General features: G+C 38.0%; 13 protein-coding genes. 7 read left to right on the top strand and 6 right to left on the bottom strand.

All coding sequences use genetic code 11. From position 1 onward, the window contains the following. Positions 1-55 precede the first annotated feature (55 nt). From ACN1CN_RS11370 to ACN1CN_RS11350, 5 genes are all read right to left on the bottom strand, one after another. Positions 56-2,530 carry a zinc-dependent metalloprotease gene (locus ACN1CN_RS11370; protein WP_419135755.1) on the bottom strand — a complete coding sequence of 825 codons (2,475 nt, stop codon included), beginning with the start codon at positions 2,528-2,530 and terminating at the stop codon, positions 56-58. A gap of 287 nt (positions 2,531-2,817) precedes the next feature. Beyond that, positions 2,818-4,104 (bottom strand): glutamate-1-semialdehyde 2,1-aminomutase, encoded by a 1,287-nt coding sequence (gene hemL / locus ACN1CN_RS11365; protein ID WP_419135754.1) that lies wholly within the window; start codon positions 4,102-4,104, stop codon positions 2,818-2,820. Between the two features lie 82 nt (positions 4,105-4,186). Then, positions 4,187-5,080, bottom strand: a complete 894-nt coding sequence (locus tag ACN1CN_RS11360; RefSeq protein ID WP_264522985.1) for a glucosaminidase domain-containing protein — start codon at positions 5,078-5,080, stop codon at positions 4,187-4,189. Further along, the gene (locus tag ACN1CN_RS11355; RefSeq protein ID WP_419135753.1) at positions 5,073-5,969 is read right to left on the bottom strand and encodes a 1-aminocyclopropane-1-carboxylate deaminase/D-cysteine desulfhydrase; all 897 of its coding nucleotides are present in this window, start codon (positions 5,967-5,969) and stop codon (positions 5,073-5,075) included. Before ACN1CN_RS11355 ends, ACN1CN_RS11360 begins: the two co-directional genes overlap by 8 nt. 3 nt (positions 5,970-5,972) lie before the next feature. Continuing rightward, positions 5,973-6,314, bottom strand: coding sequence for a hypothetical protein (locus tag ACN1CN_RS11350; protein ID WP_419135752.1), 342 nt, complete (start codon positions 6,312-6,314; stop codon positions 5,973-5,975). 111 nt (positions 6,315-6,425) lie between these two features. Here ACN1CN_RS11350 and ACN1CN_RS11345 point away from each other — a divergent pair, with 111 nt between their 5' ends. The 4 genes from ACN1CN_RS11345 to ilvA all read left to right on the top strand — a co-directional run bounded on the left by ACN1CN_RS11345 (position 6,426) and on the right by ilvA (position 11,069). Continuing rightward, on the top strand, positions 6,426-6,611 hold the full coding sequence (locus ACN1CN_RS11345; protein ID WP_264522982.1) for a DUF5522 domain-containing protein: 186 nt from the start codon (positions 6,426-6,428) through the stop codon (positions 6,609-6,611). A gap of 353 nt (positions 6,612-6,964) precedes the next feature. After that, positions 6,965-8,941, top strand: a complete 1,977-nt coding sequence (locus tag ACN1CN_RS11340; protein WP_419135750.1) for a urocanate hydratase — start codon at positions 6,965-6,967, stop codon at positions 8,939-8,941. 101 nt (positions 8,942-9,042) lie between these two features. Further along, complete coding sequence (locus ACN1CN_RS11335; RefSeq protein WP_419135749.1) at positions 9,043-9,582, top strand: DUF4136 domain-containing protein; 540 nt, start codon at positions 9,043-9,045, stop codon at positions 9,580-9,582. A 242-nt stretch (positions 9,583-9,824) separates the two neighbouring features. Continuing rightward, positions 9,825-11,069 carry a threonine ammonia-lyase IlvA gene (gene ilvA, locus ACN1CN_RS11330; protein WP_419135748.1) on the top strand — a complete coding sequence of 415 codons (1,245 nt, stop codon included), beginning with the start codon at positions 9,825-9,827 and terminating at the stop codon, positions 11,067-11,069. An 80-nt stretch (positions 11,070-11,149) separates the two neighbouring features. Here ilvA and ACN1CN_RS11325 read toward each other — a convergent pair whose 3' ends face one another. Beyond that, a complete protein-coding gene (locus tag ACN1CN_RS11325; protein WP_419135747.1) occupies positions 11,150-13,306 on the bottom strand; it encodes an RICIN domain-containing protein in 2,157 nt (718 codons plus the stop codon). A gap of 384 nt (positions 13,307-13,690) precedes the next feature. Here ACN1CN_RS11325 and ACN1CN_RS11320 point away from each other — a divergent pair, with 384 nt between their 5' ends. The 3 genes from ACN1CN_RS11320 to ACN1CN_RS11310 all read left to right on the top strand — a co-directional run bounded on the left by ACN1CN_RS11320 (position 13,691) and on the right by ACN1CN_RS11310 (position 16,646). Continuing rightward, positions 13,691-14,077: a group III truncated hemoglobin gene (locus ACN1CN_RS11320; protein ID WP_419135746.1), complete on the top strand. Its 387-nt coding sequence runs from the start codon at positions 13,691-13,693 to the stop codon at positions 14,075-14,077. Positions 14,078-14,303: 226 nt separating this feature from the next. Continuing rightward, positions 14,304-14,744: a hypothetical protein gene (locus ACN1CN_RS11315; protein WP_291285368.1), complete on the top strand. Its 441-nt coding sequence runs from the start codon at positions 14,304-14,306 to the stop codon at positions 14,742-14,744. Positions 14,745-14,888: 144 nt separating this feature from the next. Further along, the gene (locus tag ACN1CN_RS11310; RefSeq protein WP_419135745.1) at positions 14,889-16,646 is read left to right on the top strand and encodes an aromatic amino acid hydroxylase; all 1,758 of its coding nucleotides are present in this window, start codon (positions 14,889-14,891) and stop codon (positions 16,644-16,646) included. Positions 16,647-16,704 lie beyond the last annotated feature (58 nt).

Genomic DNA, 16,704 nt, shown 5'->3' with positions numbered 1-16,704 from the left:
TATTGTTCATAAAAAAAGAGGCCTTAAAAAGCCTCTTTTTCTTTGTTATAAAATCTTATTTCGGATTAAGTATTAAGTCTATTCTCTTAATACAATCCTCGTAATGATACTTGGTTTCTGCATTTACAGGTCTCGCCTTTGCTGCCAAAAGTGTCGTTCTTAGCGCATTCAACTCACCACGTACCAAAGCTCTCACATCAGACTGGTTTACATTATAATATACCACTGATCGATCAGACGGCTTAATTTCTTCGGTCATTAATGCCCCCATTCGATCGATATAACCGCGTTGCAGGTTTCTTCTGTAGATGGTCACATTTCCGGGTGCTGCTGCTTCTTTCCAGATTCCTTTTCGTGTATCTCTCAATAAATCCAGCGCTTTATAAGTATCTCCTCCAACAATTTCATTATCTACTAATCTTCCAATACGGCCAATACTAAGCAAACTATTCAACTGTCTTACCTGTAAGCTTCTGAATCTTTCCGCATAACCTGCAAAATCAGTATTCTTCAAAGTCGTAACATTTACCATCCATGTTGGCGAAGCAAAAGCATTTGCCTGGAGCCAGTTCATTGCTTCAATCTGTTTGGCTTTCGGTACTACCTCGTAAACATTTCCGGTCTGATTTGGATTTTTCGTATTTTCATAAACTCCGCCAACATTAGTCACCACATGACCTACATAGCGACTCCAAACGTCCAGCATTTCTTTGTACAATTCGTCCAGATCGTCGTAGTTATTCGTCACATTACTCGTCCATTCGTTCAAATGTGCGGCTACATATTCCAGATTTTTAAGTCCGTAAGTACTTGCTTTCATTGAATTATTCCCGATATCTTCTGTTTGTGAAGAAGGATCAAAAGCACTGCTTTGTTTTCCAAATTTGTACAAAGGATTTCCTGCTTTATCCAAAATCCATTTGTCTAAAGTAGCGGACTCGTCCTGAGGAGATTTCGCATTCGGAATAACTCTATACCCCCAGTTTAAGGCATAGTGATCATACGCTCCCATTTTACGAATAAAGCGAATGTTTTTATCTCCCGGCTGTGCAATATAATTGTACCTTGCATAGTCCATTATACTCGCCGAAATTCCGTTTTGCTGCGTAAAATCACCATTTCGGTAACTTTCTACATCATACGCACAGCTTGCGCCCATATTGTGCGGAAAGCCTAAAGCATGCCCCACTTCGTGAGCAATTACCATACGCATCATTTCTCCCATTTCCTCGTCGCTCGTCTGCAAAGTTCTTGCTGACGGATTTGCCGCTCCGGTTTCCAACAAATACCTGTTTCTGTACGAACGTAAATGGTTGTGGTACCAGATCACATCGCTTTCGATAATTTCACCGCTTCTTGGGTCTGAAACACTCGGACCAACTGCATTTCGGGTGGTACTTGCAACGTAACGAACCACCGAATAGCGAACATCTTCCGGGCTAAAATCAGGATCTTCCTCTTTTGTTGGGGCATCTTTTGCAATAATAGCATTCTTAAAACCTGCCGTCTCAAAAGGTTTTTGCCATTCTTCTATCCCTTGTTTGATGTATTTTCGAAGTTTTTCAGGAGTAGCAGGGTCTAAATAATAAACGATAGGTTTTACCGGTTCAACCAATTCTCCTCTTGCATACGCTTCCGGATCTTTTGGTTCCAGTCTCCAACGGCGAATGTAGGTTTTAAGATCCGATTTCAATTCATTGCTTCCATAATCGTACTGACTTACCGTAAACCAGCCTACCCTTGGGTCAGCCAGCCTTGGTGTCATAGGTACTTCAGGCAGCAAAATCATCGATTGGTTCATTTGAATACTAATCGATTCGGTATCTTCCAGCATCGATGGTTTAGAAGCATTATAAGTCATATCCTGAATTACTTCGATGTTCATTGGAAAACTTTTGATCGTATTGATAAAACTTCTTGAATCGTCAAGTCCTTTTACTTTATACGTTTCGCGCATTTCTGACGAAATTCCACTGATCGCCTTAACATCTGTACTGTAAAATTTAGTAACATCAACCACCGTGTTTGCAGAATCTTTACTAAAAGCTACGATATCAAAAGCGAATAAGGTAGGCTCATAATTATTTGATTTTACCGAAATACTAATCGGCAAACTATCATTGGCAACTGCATTGTATGATTTTGACTTGATCAGAATTTTATCCTGAAAACGCTGCCAGACTATTAATTGCTCATTGGTTTCTGATCCGGCGTTTACATAACCTCCACCCAAATTAGAAGGCAGTTTTGACAATCTGCTTACTAAAAGCATGTCTTTGTTCAGGTATTTATTCGGAATCTCGAAATAGTATTTTTTATCGACTTTGTGCACTTTAAAAAGTCCGTCATCAGAGACCGCGTCTTTGGTAATTACCTTACTGTAGTCTTTAATGGCAGATTCTGGTTTTTTCTCCGGTGCGGCAGCTGCGGGGTCGTCTTTTTTTGATTTTTTCTTGTTTGATTGCGCAAACTGAGAAACAGGAAATAGCATAAAGGCAGCTATCGTAGTAGAAATGAAAAATTTCTTCATTTATTACGGGTTTAATGGTTATTTAATAAACAAAAATAATTTTTATCCTGAATATACACCCCAAAACCTATTTATTAACTTTTCATTAACTACTTGCAGTTTTTAGAGTTTAAATTGTGAAAATGAGACTGAATAGTGTGAGATGTGAGATGTGAGATGTGAGATGTAAACTGCGACTGAACACTGAGACTGAACACCGTGACTGAAAACTAAAAAAAAAGACCCAGCTTTACTAAAAAAACTGAGCCTCCAATTGAAAAAAAATATATGTTTTTAACTGCTAAGATCTAAAAGGTCTTTGAAACTTTATCAATCGCATTAATGGTAAAATCCAAATCTTCATAGGTTAAGGCATCTGTAATAAACCAGGTTTCATAAGCCGATGGTGCGATATAAACTCCTTCCTGCAATAAGCCATGGAAGAATTTCTTAAACGTTTCATTATCACCTTTTGCGGCAGTTTGAAAATCAACAACCGGATTTGCATCAAAATGAACAGAGATCATCGATCCTACTCTATTGATGGTGAAAACAACATTATTCGCTTTTAAAACCCTGTCGATTCCGGCTTCCAAATAAGCCGTTTTTTCTTCCAATCGGGTGAAAATAGCACGATCATTATCTAACGATTGCAGCATCGCCAATCCTGCCGCCATGGCTAGTGGATTACCCGATAATGTCCCAGCCTGATAAACAGGTCCAAGCGGTGCCAGATAGTTCATGATTTCTTCACGGGCAGCAAAAGCTCCTACAGGCAAACCTCCACCAATTACTTTTCCGAAAGTTACAATATCGGCATTGATATTATACAATTCCTGAACTCCTCCGCGAGCCAGACGGAAACCTGTCATAACCTCATCAAAAATCAGTAAAATTCCGTTGGCCGTACACAATTCTCTCAAACCTTCCAGAAAACCTTTTTGAGGAGGGATACAACCCATATTTCCTGCAACAGCTTCGATGATAATGGCAGCGATTTCGCCTTTATTAGCTTCGATTAAAGTTTTTACATTCTCTAAATCATTGTACTTCGCTAACAAAGTATCTTTTGCAGTACCTTCTGTAACTCCCGGGCTGTTTGGCGATCCAAAAGTTACTGCCCCGCTTCCGGCCTGAATCAAAAATGAATCTGAATGTCCGTGATAGCAGCCTGCAAATTTGATGATTTTATCTCTTTTTGTAAATCCGCGAGCCAGACGAATTGCACTCATACAAGCCTCGGTACCTGAATTTACAAATCTTATTTTATCGATATTCGGAACCATAGAAACTGCCAAAGCAGCAATCTCCGTTTCTAATTCCGTTGGCATTCCAAATGAAGTACCCAATTTTGCTTTTTCAATTACAGCATCCACAACCGGTTGGTAGGCATGACCCAAAACCATTGGCCCCCATGAATTGATATAATCGATTAATTTATTTCCGTCCTCGTCATACAAATAAGCACCTTTGGCACTTTTTACAAAAATTGGAGTTCCACCAACTGCTTTAAACGCTCTTACCGGTGAATTTACCCCTCCAGGAATTACTTTTTCTGCTTCAGCAAAAAGCTGACTACTTCTTTTATATATCATTATGATTTTAGATTTTTTGAATTCTGATTTTAGATTTTAAAGAACTTAAACTAAGACTTAAAACTGAGACTGAGACTAAACACTACTTCACTCTAAGCTTCTGCCCGACAGAAAGTGCGTTGTCTGAAAGATTATTTTTCTGTTTTAAATCGTCAACCAAAAGGTTGAATTTTTTTGAAATCGAATATAAGGTATCTCCTTTTTGAACTTCGTATAAATTAGGATCGTTCGAATTAGCATTAGAAGGAGAACCAGAAGGTGAAGAACTTTTTACCGGAGCTGATTTCTCAAAAGGTTTGTAGCTTTTTCCGGTAACCTGACAATCGTACTGGTGCAGATTGTATCGTTCGATATAACTAATTAATTTATCCGGGTAATTGGGATCTGTGGCATAACCAGCCGCTCTTAGCCCTTTTGCCCAGGATTTATAATCGTCTTTTTCGTAAGTAAATAAAGTGGCATATCTATTTTTGCCAACCAAAAACAAGGCATGATCTCTATACGATTCTGCAGCTTCTGTATATTTCCTGAAACATTCCTGAGCCGAATCATCATCATGACGCACACTCTCTCCCAGCCAGTCTTTGTGACATTTAATTCCAAAATGATTATTGGCTTCCAGCGCCAAATCGCCTTTTCCGGCACCGGATTCTAAAATTCCCTGCGCCAGAATAATACTTGCAGGAATACCGTATTTCTGCATATTCCCTATGGCAATATCTTTGAATTGTAAAATATAATTGTTGATTAAATCGCTGGTTACAACTGTTTTTGAAGTAGACTGGATGACCTCGGTTGTATTATTTGTAGAAGGGTATTTTTTGCCAATTGGTTTGGTGTACGTTGGCTTTTTGGTTGTCGCCACTTTAGGCCTCTGGATTGCCGCCGCTTTTTTGGTCGTCGCGATAGTAGGTTTACTTGAAGAACAACCTACTAAAGTCACCAGCATTAAAAGTGCTATTATTTTTTTAACCATTGCTTTTGAGTATTGGTAATTTTTTCTGCTTCAATTTAATATTCATCCCTTCAATTCCCTGCAATCCGCCGGTATGGATCAATAAAATTCTTGAATGTGCAGGAAAATAGTTTTTATGTATTAAATCTATAACGCCAAAAACCATCTTTCCCGTATAAATTGGATCCAAAGGCACTTTATTTTCTTCAAAAAAAGCATTGATAAATTCAATTAATTCTAAATTTACCTTCCCATAACCTCCAAAATGATAGTCAGAAATTAAATTCCAGTTATCTTTTTGTGCAAAAATACGAATTTCATCGGTTAAAAAGTCACCTTTTAACGCCGGAAACCCTAAAATTTTCTGATGTGGCAGTGCACTATTAATCAATCCCGCTATCGTGCCGCCTGTTCCTACCGCACAGCAAACAAAATCAAAACGTGCATCTTCTTCGGTCAAAATCTCTTCACAGCCTTTTACTGCCCATTCATTGGTTCCGCCTTCAGGCACTAAATAGAAGTCGCCAAACTTGTCTTTTAGCTTTTCGATAAAGGCATTTTCATTTTTAAGCCGATACTCCTCCCGCGTCACAAATTCAAACTGCATTCCGTTTTCCTGAGCAAATTTTAGCGTTGGATTCTCCTCTGTTTTATCCCAAAGCTCCTCGCCTCTAATCACGCCAATCGTTCTAAAACCCTGCTCTTTTCCAGCATAAGCAACGGCTGCAATATGATTGGAAAAAGCACCACCAAAAGTCAGCAGAGTCTCTTTATTTTCGGCTTTCGCCTGAAGCAAATTGTATTTCAGTTTTCGGAACTTATTCCCGGAAACAAAGGGATGAATCAAATCTTCCCGTTTTATGCTCAACGAAATAGCATTGGGGAAGGCGATATGAATTTCCTGATTCAAAATCTATTTGTGTTTTAAAGTTAAGTAATTTAAAAAGCCAAAGAAAGGTCGGTTTTTCAAATAATTTAAATGGGTTTCATTGGCGTAAGCTTCTCTCTCAAAACTTATATTGCGATAGGCCAGCTCCTTGTTTTTATATTGAATCAGCCGAATGGCATATTCTAAAACATAAAAAACATAAAACGGAATTACCAATAATTCTAATTGCTGTCTCAGGTGAATTTTTTCATGATGCACAAAAACAGCATTTTCTTTATCGGTATCGTATTTCAAAATGACAAACGGAAACACAGCCATTCCCCGATACCCTTTTGGAATTAAATATTTAGCAACAATCAGAAACATTAGCTGTAAAATTTATAAATTTGTAGATGAAAATTGTCCGATTTCATTAAAACCACAATCAATTAATTATTTTTGACTTTAAAAAGCGGGACCGGAACTCAATGCAGATTTATGAAAGAGCAAAGTAATGAAAATAAATTAATCGAAGGGGAAGATTTTTACTATACGCCTGAAGGTTATAAATGCTTTACTGAAAAATACCATCTAAAACGTGGTTATTGCTGTAAAAGTGGCTGTCGTCATTGTCCGTACGGATTTGATAAACGAACTGGACAAATAAGAAAAAACGCGAATTAGAGAATTTCTTAAATTTTAAAACTAACTAATTTTACACGTTGTCGCCCTGAGCGAAGTCGAAGGACAAATCTAAAATCTAAAATCAACAATCTAAAATATTTATATGGATATTCTGTTTCGAAAATTTAGGATTACCATCCACAAATCCTATCACAGGTCGGATATCCGTTATCCTTAGTTATTTTTTAATTAGAGAATGGGGCAATTTGAAAATGAGATAATTATTTTATTTCTTTAATTGCCATGTCGCTCCGATGGAGCTTATAGCCTATTTAATAAATCGCAGATTATTGCTTGCTTAGATCAAAACCTTAGCAGCTTAGAATCTTAGCAACTTAGTACCTTAAAAAAAAATGACTTTTAAAGAACAAATACAACAAGGAATTCCAACAATATTACCTCCAAAGGCAACATACGATTTAGCGATTAACCACGCGCCAAAACGAAAAGAAATTTTATCGGCAGAAGAAAAAAAACTGGCTTTAAAAAATGCATTGCGATACTTTGAAGCAAAACACCATACCGAATTAATTCAGGAGTTTTCAGAAGAATTAGAAACGTACGGACGTATTTATATGTACCGTTTTCGTCCGGATTACAGAATGTATGCCCGACCAATTGACGAATATCCGGGAAAATCAGTACAAGCAAAAGCAATTATGCACATGATTCAGAACAATCTGGATTATGCTGTAGCGCAACACCCGCACGAATTGATTACCTATGGTGGAAATGGAGCCGTTTTTCAAAACTGGGCACAATATTTATTGACGATGCAATATTTGTCTGAAATGACAGACGAGCAAACACTGACCATGTATTCAGGTCATCCGATGGGATTGTTTCCTTCACATGCAGAAGCACCAAGAGTTGTAGTAACAAACGGAATGGTGATTCCTAATTACTCTCAACCGGACGATTGGGAGAAAATGAATGCTTTAGGTGTTTCACAATACGGACAAATGACCGCCGGAAGTTATATGTACATTGGACCACAGGGAATTGTACACGGAACAACGATTACGGTTTTGAATGGTTTTAGAAAAATCAAACAAAATCCGGAAGGAAATCTGTTTGTAACTTCAGGACTTGGTGGAATGTCGGGTGCACAGCCAAAAGCAGGAAACATTGCAGGCTGTATCACCGTTTGTGCAGAGGTAAATCCAAAAATTACAAAAATTCGCCACGAACAGGGCTGGATCAATGAAATTGTTACCTCAACTGACGAACTGGTCAAAAGAGTGCTTACGGCAAAAGCCAATAAAGAAGTGGTTTCCATCGCTTATTTAGGAAATGTGGTAGACGTTTGGGAATGTTTTGACAAAGAAAACATCAAAATTGATTTGGGTTCTGACCAGACTTCTCTTCATAATCCGTGGGCCGGAGGTTATTATCCTGCCGGAATTTCGTTTGAAGAGGCTAATGAAATGATGGCCAGCAATCCGGAACTTTTCAAAGAAAAAGTACAGGAATCTTTGCGCCGTCAAGCCAAAGCCATTAATAAACATACCGCAAAAGGAACTTACTTTTTTGATTACGGAAATGCCTTTTTATTAGAAGCTTCCCGAGCAGGTGCTGATGTGATGGCCGAAAACAATATTGATTTTAGATACCCTAGTTACGTTCAGGATATCATGGGACCAATGTGTTTCGATTACGGTTTTGGTCCGTTTAGATGGGTTTGTACTTCCGGAAAACCTGAAGATTTACAAAAAACAGATACCATAGCAAGTCAGGTATTGGAAGAAATGGCCAAAACAGCTCCGGATGAAATTCAGCAGCAAATGCAGGATAACATCAAATGGATCAAAGGTGCACAGGAAAACAAACTGGTTGTGGGTTCACAAGCCAGAATTTTATATGCCGATGCAGAAGGCCGAATTAAAATTGCCGAAGCTTTTAACCAGGCTATTGCCAAAGGTGAAATTGGAACGGTTGTTTTAGGACGCGATCATCATGACGTTTCGGGAACGGATTCTCCATACAGAGAAACTTCCAATATCTACGACGGATCCCGCTTTACAGCCGATATGGCGATTCAAAACGTGATTGGCGACAGCTTTAGAGGTGCAACCTGGGTTTCTATACATAATGGCGGCGGAGTTGGCTGGGGAGAGGTTATAAACGGTGGCTTTGGTATGGTTCTTGATGGCTCTAAGGAGGCTTCAAAACGTTTAGCATCAATGCTTTTTTGGGATGTTAACAACGGAATTTCAAGAAGAAGCTGGGCCAGAAATGACGAAGCTATTTTTGCGATAAAAAGAGCAATGGAAGTTCAGCCTTTATTAAAAGTAACTTTGCCTAATATCGTAGATGAAAATCTGTTTTAGAAAAAAGGAACTTCAGCTACGCTCAGTCTGACAGATCGATTGTTCATTCTGACCAATAGCTCAGCCTGGCAGATCAAAGAGAACATTAAATTTTTAAACATATGAAAACATTCAAATTAGTACCCGTTTTTTTGCTTTTAATACTAGCATCATGCAGCACAGTTAGTGTTTACTCTGATTACGACAAAAACGTAGATTTTGCCTCTTACAAAACGTATGCTTTCTTTAAGCCCGGAATTGATAAGGTCGAAATATCTGATTTGGATAAAAGACGTATTCTACGTGCCATCGATGATCAAATGCAGGCCAAAGGTTTTACCAAAAGCGAAAACCCTGATTTATTAGTGAATATTTTTACTAAAGCAAGGGAACAAGTAAATGTAAATCAATTTAGTGCCGGCTGGGGTTACGGTTGGGGTTGGGGATGGAATCCATACATGATGTACGGAGGAAATCAGACTACCGTTTCAACTTCTACCGAAGGAACTTTATTCATTGACCTGATTGATGCTAAAAAGAAAGAAATGATCTGGCAGGGAGAAGGTGTTGGAACTTTAACCAAAAACGTTGCTAAAAAAGACGAAAAGGTTGCTGAGTTTGTAACTAAAATTTTAGCACAATACCCTCCTGTTAAAAAATAATTCATACATTTGCGATTCAATTATCTGAAATGAAAAACTTAAATAACATTATTATCTCTATTACTATTATTGCAATTCAGCAATAATGGCGAGGTAACATGTAAATAAGTAAACAAAATACAATTTATAAAACCTCCCACAACGGGAGGTTTTTTTTATTTAAAAAATATTGCAAAACATTTTATCACAGATTAAAAATCTTATCAAATCCTTTAAGCTGTGGCAAAAACAATTTAATCATTATGAATTTATTTAACGAAGTACTTGCTGCTAAAAAGCAACTTGAAAATGTAGTTGCCGCTACTCCACTCACCCAAAATTTAAATCTTTCGGAAGAGTTTAAATCGACCATTTTATTAAAAAGGGAAGATTTACAAATTGTTCGGTCGTACAAAATCAGAGGGGCTTACAACAAGATTTCCTCGTTAACTGAAACTGAAAAAGCAAGCGGAATTGTATGTGCCAGTGCAGGAAATCATGCACAGGGAGTTGCTTATTCCTGCCATCTTTTGCAAATCAAAGGCAAAATATACATGCCCAAAACCACTCCGAAGCAAAAAGTAAAACAAGTACAGCTGTTTGGAAAATCGTTTGTTGAAATTGTACTTACCGGAGATACTTTTGATGATGCTTATGCCTCGGCCACAGCAGATGCTGCCGAAAGCAAAAAGATCTTCATTCACCCTTTTGACGACGATAAAGTTATTGCCGGTCAGGGAACTGTAGGATTGGAAATTTTAGAGAGTTACAACGAGCCTATCGATTATGTTTTTGTGCCCATTGGCGGTGGCGGACTGGCTTCGGGGCTGTCTGAAGTTTTTAAACAGCTGAGTCCAAATACAAAAATTATTGGCGTTGAACCCAAAGGAGCTCCATCGATGAAAACCTCTATTGAGAAAAAGAAAAACACCGCTTTAAAAACAATTGATAAATTTGTGGATGGCGCTGCCGTAAAACAAGTTGGCGATAAAACTTTTGAAATCTGCCGTCATAATTTAGACGACATTGTTCTGGTTCCCGAAGGAAAAGTCTGCACTACGATTTTGCGTTTGTACAACGAAGAGGCTATGGTAGTAGAGCCGGCAGGAGCACTGACGATCGCTGCTTTGGATTTTTACAAAGATAAAATCAAAGGCAAAAAAGTCGTTTGTGTAGTGAGCGGAAGCAATAATGATATTGAAAGAACTGCCGAAATAAAAGAACGTTCTTTGCTGTATGAAGGCCTGATGCATTATTTTATGATTCAGTTTCCGCAGCGTCCGGGGGCTTTAAAGGAATTTGTAAACAATATTTTAGGTCCTGATGACGATATCACCTATTTCCAGTTTGCAAAGAAAAACAGCCGCGAAGTTGGCTCTGTAGTCGTTGGTTTAGAACTAAAAAACAAAAAAGATATTCTCGCCATTAAAGTAAATATGACTAAGAATGGTTTTGAATTTCAATACCTCAACGACAATCAGGATTTATTTACGCAACTGATAGGATAAAACAAACGGCTGTCTGAATTTTAAATCAGACAGCCGTTTCAAAACAAAATAAAATTACTACTTAAACTTAGGATTTGTACTTATTGTTTTACTACTTTTTTAGCATATGACGTTTTACTGTCTTTAACTTTTACCACATAAAGTCCTTTTGGTAACTTCGAGATTTCTATCTCCGTTTCATTTCCATTTCTAAATTCAACGGTTCTTTTTAAAACACTTTGACCTGTAACCGCATAAACTTCGACTTCACCTGCACCTGAATTTGGGGTATTGATTTTCAAATAATTATTTGTCGAATTGATGTACGCAGAAAAAGCAGTCTCGCTTGCCGTCACAGTCTCGGCTGTTAAAGCCTGTTTGGCGGTTGAAGCTTCTACCTGTACCAGCTGCCATTGTTGGTTTAAACCTCCTCCGTATGCCCACACCTGGATATTCGCACCATTTGCTGTAGAAACATTTTCAACATCCAGCGATTTCCCGCTATTCACATTAAGAATCTGATAGTAACCTCCGCCAACACTTGTAACCGTCCATTTAAACTCATTTGAAGCGGAGAATGTTTTTTGCTGCACTTTTATCCCATCGGCCGTACTATTATTCTCAGTTGCCAGATACATTCCGGTCGATTTTACAATAATGTAGTAATTGCCGCTTCCGTCAGGAACAAACTTCCAGCGCTGGTTGCTTCCTCCTCCGTTAGTAATGTCATATTGCTGAATGCGGCCTCCGCTTGTTGTCGAATTATCAGCAACATCTAATCCTTTATTACTGTTTCTTGAAATAATATTATAGTAGCCCGGAAAAGAAGTTGACGGCGGTGCTCCTGCTGACCAGTTAAAAGTAACCGCTGATGATGCCGGAACTGAATAATTAAATGCTGAAGATCCTGAAACTACTTTTATGGTATTGGCCGATCCTGAATTATAAACTACAAGTGCGATCGATCCGTCAGGGTTTCTAAAACTTACGGTTTGAATTGTTCCGTTAGTACTTGACGAACCAATTCTTACTGCACCGGGTTTTACAAATTTTGAGATTTGACCAATAATATAATAAGCTACATTTTTGGTATAACTTGTACTATTATTAACGGTAATTGCGCCTAAACAGGTACTGCATCCGCCCGGCGTTCGCGGCCCAAGACCCGAATTATTGGCAGCATTCCATTCCAAAACCGTTTTTGCCCAGTTATTAGTACTTCCAATTACAACATTTTGCATGTGCCAGCCAAAATCACCGCTAAAACTTCCACCTGAGCCGGTGTATTGCTCTGTAAAATAAACATTTTTGTTTGTTGCATTTCGCACTGTTGACATGGCAGAAATATTCCCCAAATACAAATGAAACGCTGCTCCGTCAACATAACTGCTGTTGTTCAAAACATCAATAGGATAGGCTGTATTGTCGCAGTTGTGATCAAATGCTATAATTTTTATATTGCCATAACCCGCTGCTGCCATCTGTGGACCGAGCTGCGTATTGATAAAATTCTTTTGTTCTGTCGAATTCATCAACATACTCGGTTCGTTGTGTGGATTTTCGGGTTCATTTTGAGGCGTGATGCCCCAAATCGAAATTCCCTGTGCCTGCATGGCCGCAAAGTATTTCACAAAATACCTCGCATAAGCAGCGTAATATTGTGTCTGCAAACTTCCACCTACCCATGAGTTGTTAGTTTTCATCCATCTTGGTGCCGACCACGGAGTTGCCAGTATTTTGATGTTTGGATTAATAAGCTGTATCTTCTTTATAATAGGAATCAAATAGGTCAAATCTGGTCCGTTGAGACTAAAATTATTCATATTCACATCACCCGCAGTTTCATTATAACTGTACGAAGAACTGCTTAAATCTGAAGCTCCTATACTAATACGAATTACACTGGCATTCAAACCCGTCACCGGATGATACAAATCATTCAACAGCTGATTTTGCTGTGTTGCCGCCATTCCGCTAATGACTTCGCAACTGCCTTCGGTAAGGGTGTAACCAAAACCGTCCATGGTTTGATAGGTTGTTCCTGCATTAACAGTTACAGTAGAGGGATTACTTCCTGAATTTGTGCCGAAACTTACGGTGCCCTGCTGTTGCAATAATTTGGTCTGATCGCCGCTGGTTATCCATGGAGTAACTGTTTGACCAATCATATTAATCGTAAATGAAATCATAAAAAAGACATACAGCCATACTTTACGATTCCTTTTCTCTGGTAATTTTGGGGTAGTTTTGTTCATCATTTTTTTGTTTTTGGATAATTAAATTTTTCTTATTTTTTAAGATTAATTTTGTTAATACCATCCAATATTATGTCAATTTCTTTTAAATCAACAATTTAAAAGCTTTACAAATACACATCATTCCAAAAACTTACCTTTACAAAACCTTATCCTTTTATTCCACAAATGCCTGATTAATAAACAATTACAAATATAAAAATCAATCAAAATACTGTTTCTCCAGTTTCACCCCTTCCAAAAAGAAATTATTCCTTCTAAAAATGGTTTTTTGAGTGCTGCGAAACTATTTTCCATTGAACAGAACAAATAACCTGAAAATGATAAATATCACCGATTACAGCTAAGTTAATCGTATTTTTGTCTTTCAATTTATAGTAAGAAAACATGGCAGCTCTTAAAGACATCTCAAACCTGGAAGACATAAAATTAATGGTAGACAGCTTTTATGATAAAGTAAGAAAGGACGATTTACTGGGCCCTATTTTTAATGCCAAATTGCAGGATCGCTGGCCTGAGCATTTAGAAAAAATGTATGGCTTTTGGCAAACGATACTGTTTGATGTTCGCGCCTACTCGGGAAGTCCTTTTCCTCCACACAAACAATTACCGGTAGATAAAACTCATTTTGACCGCTGGACATTACTCTTTAACACTTCGATCGACGGACTGTTTTCAGGAACTATAACCGAAGAAGCAAAAATGCGGGCAGCCAACATGGCCTACATGTTCAATTATAAAATTGATTATTTCAGGAACCCCGAAAACCACTAATTACTTTTGAAGCTGCAATTAGTTGGAATTACTATTTGTTATGAAGAAAATATCCTCTATTTTTAAACCAAAATTGACGTTTAACCTCATAGAAACACAGGTTCTATAGCCCTTACAAAAGGCGGTTCACTTCATTTAAATGCACCTAGTGTCTCAAATCATTTTTCACTCCTACACCCCAACAAATTAAATTTACACTAACCTATACCCCTTATTACATTTGAATATGAAAAAAGTACTACTCTCTTTTTTATTATCTCTATTCTTTTTAAACCTCACACAAGCACAATCAGCAAAAAACACTTTGTACAAAGGAACGGTTGACGGAAAAATAAACGTTACCCTTTACATCAAGGCTGAAGAAAACCCGTGCACTGCCGATTTAATGTACACCTCGATGTACCGTTATGATAAATCGGGCAATTGGATTCAGCTTGATATTACTCAGAACATCAAAAACGAAAATCAGCTTGCACTGGTAGAACATGCTTTTACAGGTTTGTTTATTCTAAAAAAAGAAGGAACTGCTTTTAGCGGTTTATGGATTAGTCCTGACAGCAAAAAACAATTAAAAGTGGATCTGAAAGAGGCCTCAATGACCAAAAAAGAGATTGAAAAATACGAGAAGGCACTCGAGAAAGTAAATTACGAAAATAACGATTGCTAGGTATCAATTCTGTTTTTTACTGTTGTAAAAGAAATCCGCGAAAAATGCAATAAAAAATCATTTCGACTAAAAAAATTGTGCAGAATAGCAAAATTTAGCATCTTTAATTTGTAATTTTACATTCTAATCTACAACGTTTTCGAAATGAATGCCAGTATTGAAACAAACCCGTTATTAGAGCGATTGCCTAAACATTTAAAGCAATTTATTAAACCTCAGGATTATGGTGATTACACCCCAATTAATCAGGCGGTTTGGCGCTATGTGATGCGCAAAAATGTAGATTATCTTTCAAGAGTAGCGCACCATTCTTATCTGGATGGTTTGAAAAAAACGGGTATCGAAATTGACTCCATTCCAAGTATGTACGGAATGAATCGAATACTGACTGAAATTGGATGGGCAGCTGTTGCAGTGGACGGATTTATTCCGCCAAACGCTTTTATGGAATTTCAGGCGTATAACGTTTTGGTTATTGCTTCAGACATTCGTCAATTAGAACATATCGAATATACCCCGGCACCAGATATTATCCATGAAGGTGCAGGTCATGCTCCTATTATTGCCAATCCGGAATATGCAGAGTATTTAAGACGTTTTGGAGAAATTGGCTGTAAAGCCATCTCCTCTCATAAAGATTATCAGATGTATGAAGCGATCCGACTGCTTTCAATTTTGAAAGAAGCCGAAGATACGCCTCAGGAAAAAATAGACGAAGCTGAAAAAGCGGTTGCCGATTTACAAAACAATATGGGTGAATTGTCTGAAATGGCCCAAATTCGAAACCTGCATTGGTGGACGGTAGAATACGGTTTGATCGGAACAGTTGAAGATCCAAAAATATATGGTGCAGGTTTGCTATCCTCTATCGGAGAAAGTGCCTGGTGTATGACGGATAATGTGAAAAAAATCCCGTATAACATCTCTGCGGCCAATCAGAATTTTGATATCACACAGTTGCAGCCTCAGCTTTATGTAACACCAAATTTTTCTTATTTGAGTTTGGTTTTAGAAGAGTTTGCTAATAAAATGGCTTTAAGAACCGGAGGTTTATCCGGAATACAAAAACTAATTCATTCCAATGCTTTAGGAACCATTGAACTGAGTACCGGTTTACAGGTTTCAGGTGTCTTTACCAATGTTCTGGAAGACGAAGGAAGACCAATTTACATTCAGACTACCGGAAAAACGGCTTTATCGTACCGCGAAAAAGAATTGGTTGGTCACGGAACTTTAACACACCCACACGGATTCGGAAGTCCGATTGGGAAACTAAAAGGCTTTAACCTGGCGATTGAAGATATGAGTCCAATGGATTTACAGGCTTATTCGATTGTAGAAAATGAAACCGTAAAATTAGAATTCGAAGGTAATATTATTGTTGAAGGTGAAATCATTACAGGCTCCAGAAACCTGCATGGTGAAATCATTCTGATCAGTTTCAGAAATTGTACGGTGACGCATGGTGAGACCGTTTTGTTTCAGCCTGAATGGGGGAATTATGATATGGCGATTGGTAAAAAAGTCGTTTCGGCTTTCTCCGGTCCGGCCGATGTAAATAGTTTCGATCTGATCAATACCGTACCCAAAACAACTACTATAAAAGCAAAACATTCAGACGAACGTGATGACTTAGAAGTCTTGTATCAAACTGTTCGTATGATTAGAGAAAATAAAGGGGCAACGACTGAATTAAAGGATGTATTTTACAAACTAAAAGAAAACCACCCGAATGATTGGTTACTGGCCGTTGAAATTACCGAGCTTTTAGAACACTCCAATGAGAAACAACTTTTACAGGAGGTTTTGGTTCATCTGGATCAGTTGAAGCTGAAACGTCCGGAAGTAGCCCATTTGATTTCGGGAGGTTTGGATTTGATTTTTGATAAGGAGGCGGTTTAGTTTAGAAGTTATTGTAAGTTGCTAAGCTTCTGAGATACTAAGGTTCTGAGTTTAAAAA

Origin of the sequence: Flavobacterium sp. T12S277 (assembly GCF_048514875.1) — a bacterium.
In the GTDB taxonomy this organism is placed as follows: Bacteria; Bacteroidota; Bacteroidia; order Flavobacteriales; family Flavobacteriaceae; genus Flavobacterium.
Note: the sequence above shows the minus strand (reverse complement) of the source record. Positions and strands in the feature narration are given on the sequence as shown.

What these genes read in the sequence shown, in the direction of transcription:
- hemL (WP_419135754.1), bottom strand. Translation starts at nt 4,104, where the DNA reads ATGATATATAAAAGAAGTAGTCAGCTTTTTGCTGAAGCAGAAAAAGTA.
- ACN1CN_RS11340 (WP_419135750.1), top strand. Translation starts at nt 6,965, where the DNA reads ATGACTTTTAAAGAACAAATACAACAAGGAATTCCAACAATATTACCT.
- ACN1CN_RS11315 (WP_291285368.1), top strand. Translation starts at nt 14,304, where the DNA reads ATGAAAAAAGTACTACTCTCTTTTTTATTATCTCTATTCTTTTTAAAC.
- ACN1CN_RS11320 (WP_419135746.1), top strand. Translation starts at nt 13,691, where the DNA reads ATGGCAGCTCTTAAAGACATCTCAAACCTGGAAGACATAAAATTAATG.
- ACN1CN_RS11335 (WP_419135749.1), top strand. Translation starts at nt 9,043, where the DNA reads ATGAAAACATTCAAATTAGTACCCGTTTTTTTGCTTTTAATACTAGCA.
- ACN1CN_RS11370 (WP_419135755.1), bottom strand. Translation starts at nt 2,530, where the DNA reads ATGAAGAAATTTTTCATTTCTACTACGATAGCTGCCTTTATGCTATTT.
- ACN1CN_RS11345 (WP_264522982.1), top strand. Translation starts at nt 6,426, where the DNA reads ATGAAAGAGCAAAGTAATGAAAATAAATTAATCGAAGGGGAAGATTTT.
- ACN1CN_RS11310 (WP_419135745.1), top strand. Translation starts at nt 14,889, where the DNA reads ATGAATGCCAGTATTGAAACAAACCCGTTATTAGAGCGATTGCCTAAA.
- ACN1CN_RS11360 (WP_264522985.1), bottom strand. Translation starts at nt 5,080, where the DNA reads ATGGTTAAAAAAATAATAGCACTTTTAATGCTGGTGACTTTAGTAGGT.
- ACN1CN_RS11325 (WP_419135747.1), bottom strand. Translation starts at nt 13,306, where the DNA reads ATGATGAACAAAACTACCCCAAAATTACCAGAGAAAAGGAATCGTAAA.
- ilvA (WP_419135748.1), top strand. Translation starts at nt 9,825, where the DNA reads ATGAATTTATTTAACGAAGTACTTGCTGCTAAAAAGCAACTTGAAAAT.
- ACN1CN_RS11350 (WP_419135752.1), bottom strand. Translation starts at nt 6,314, where the DNA reads ATGTTTCTGATTGTTGCTAAATATTTAATTCCAAAAGGGTATCGGGGA.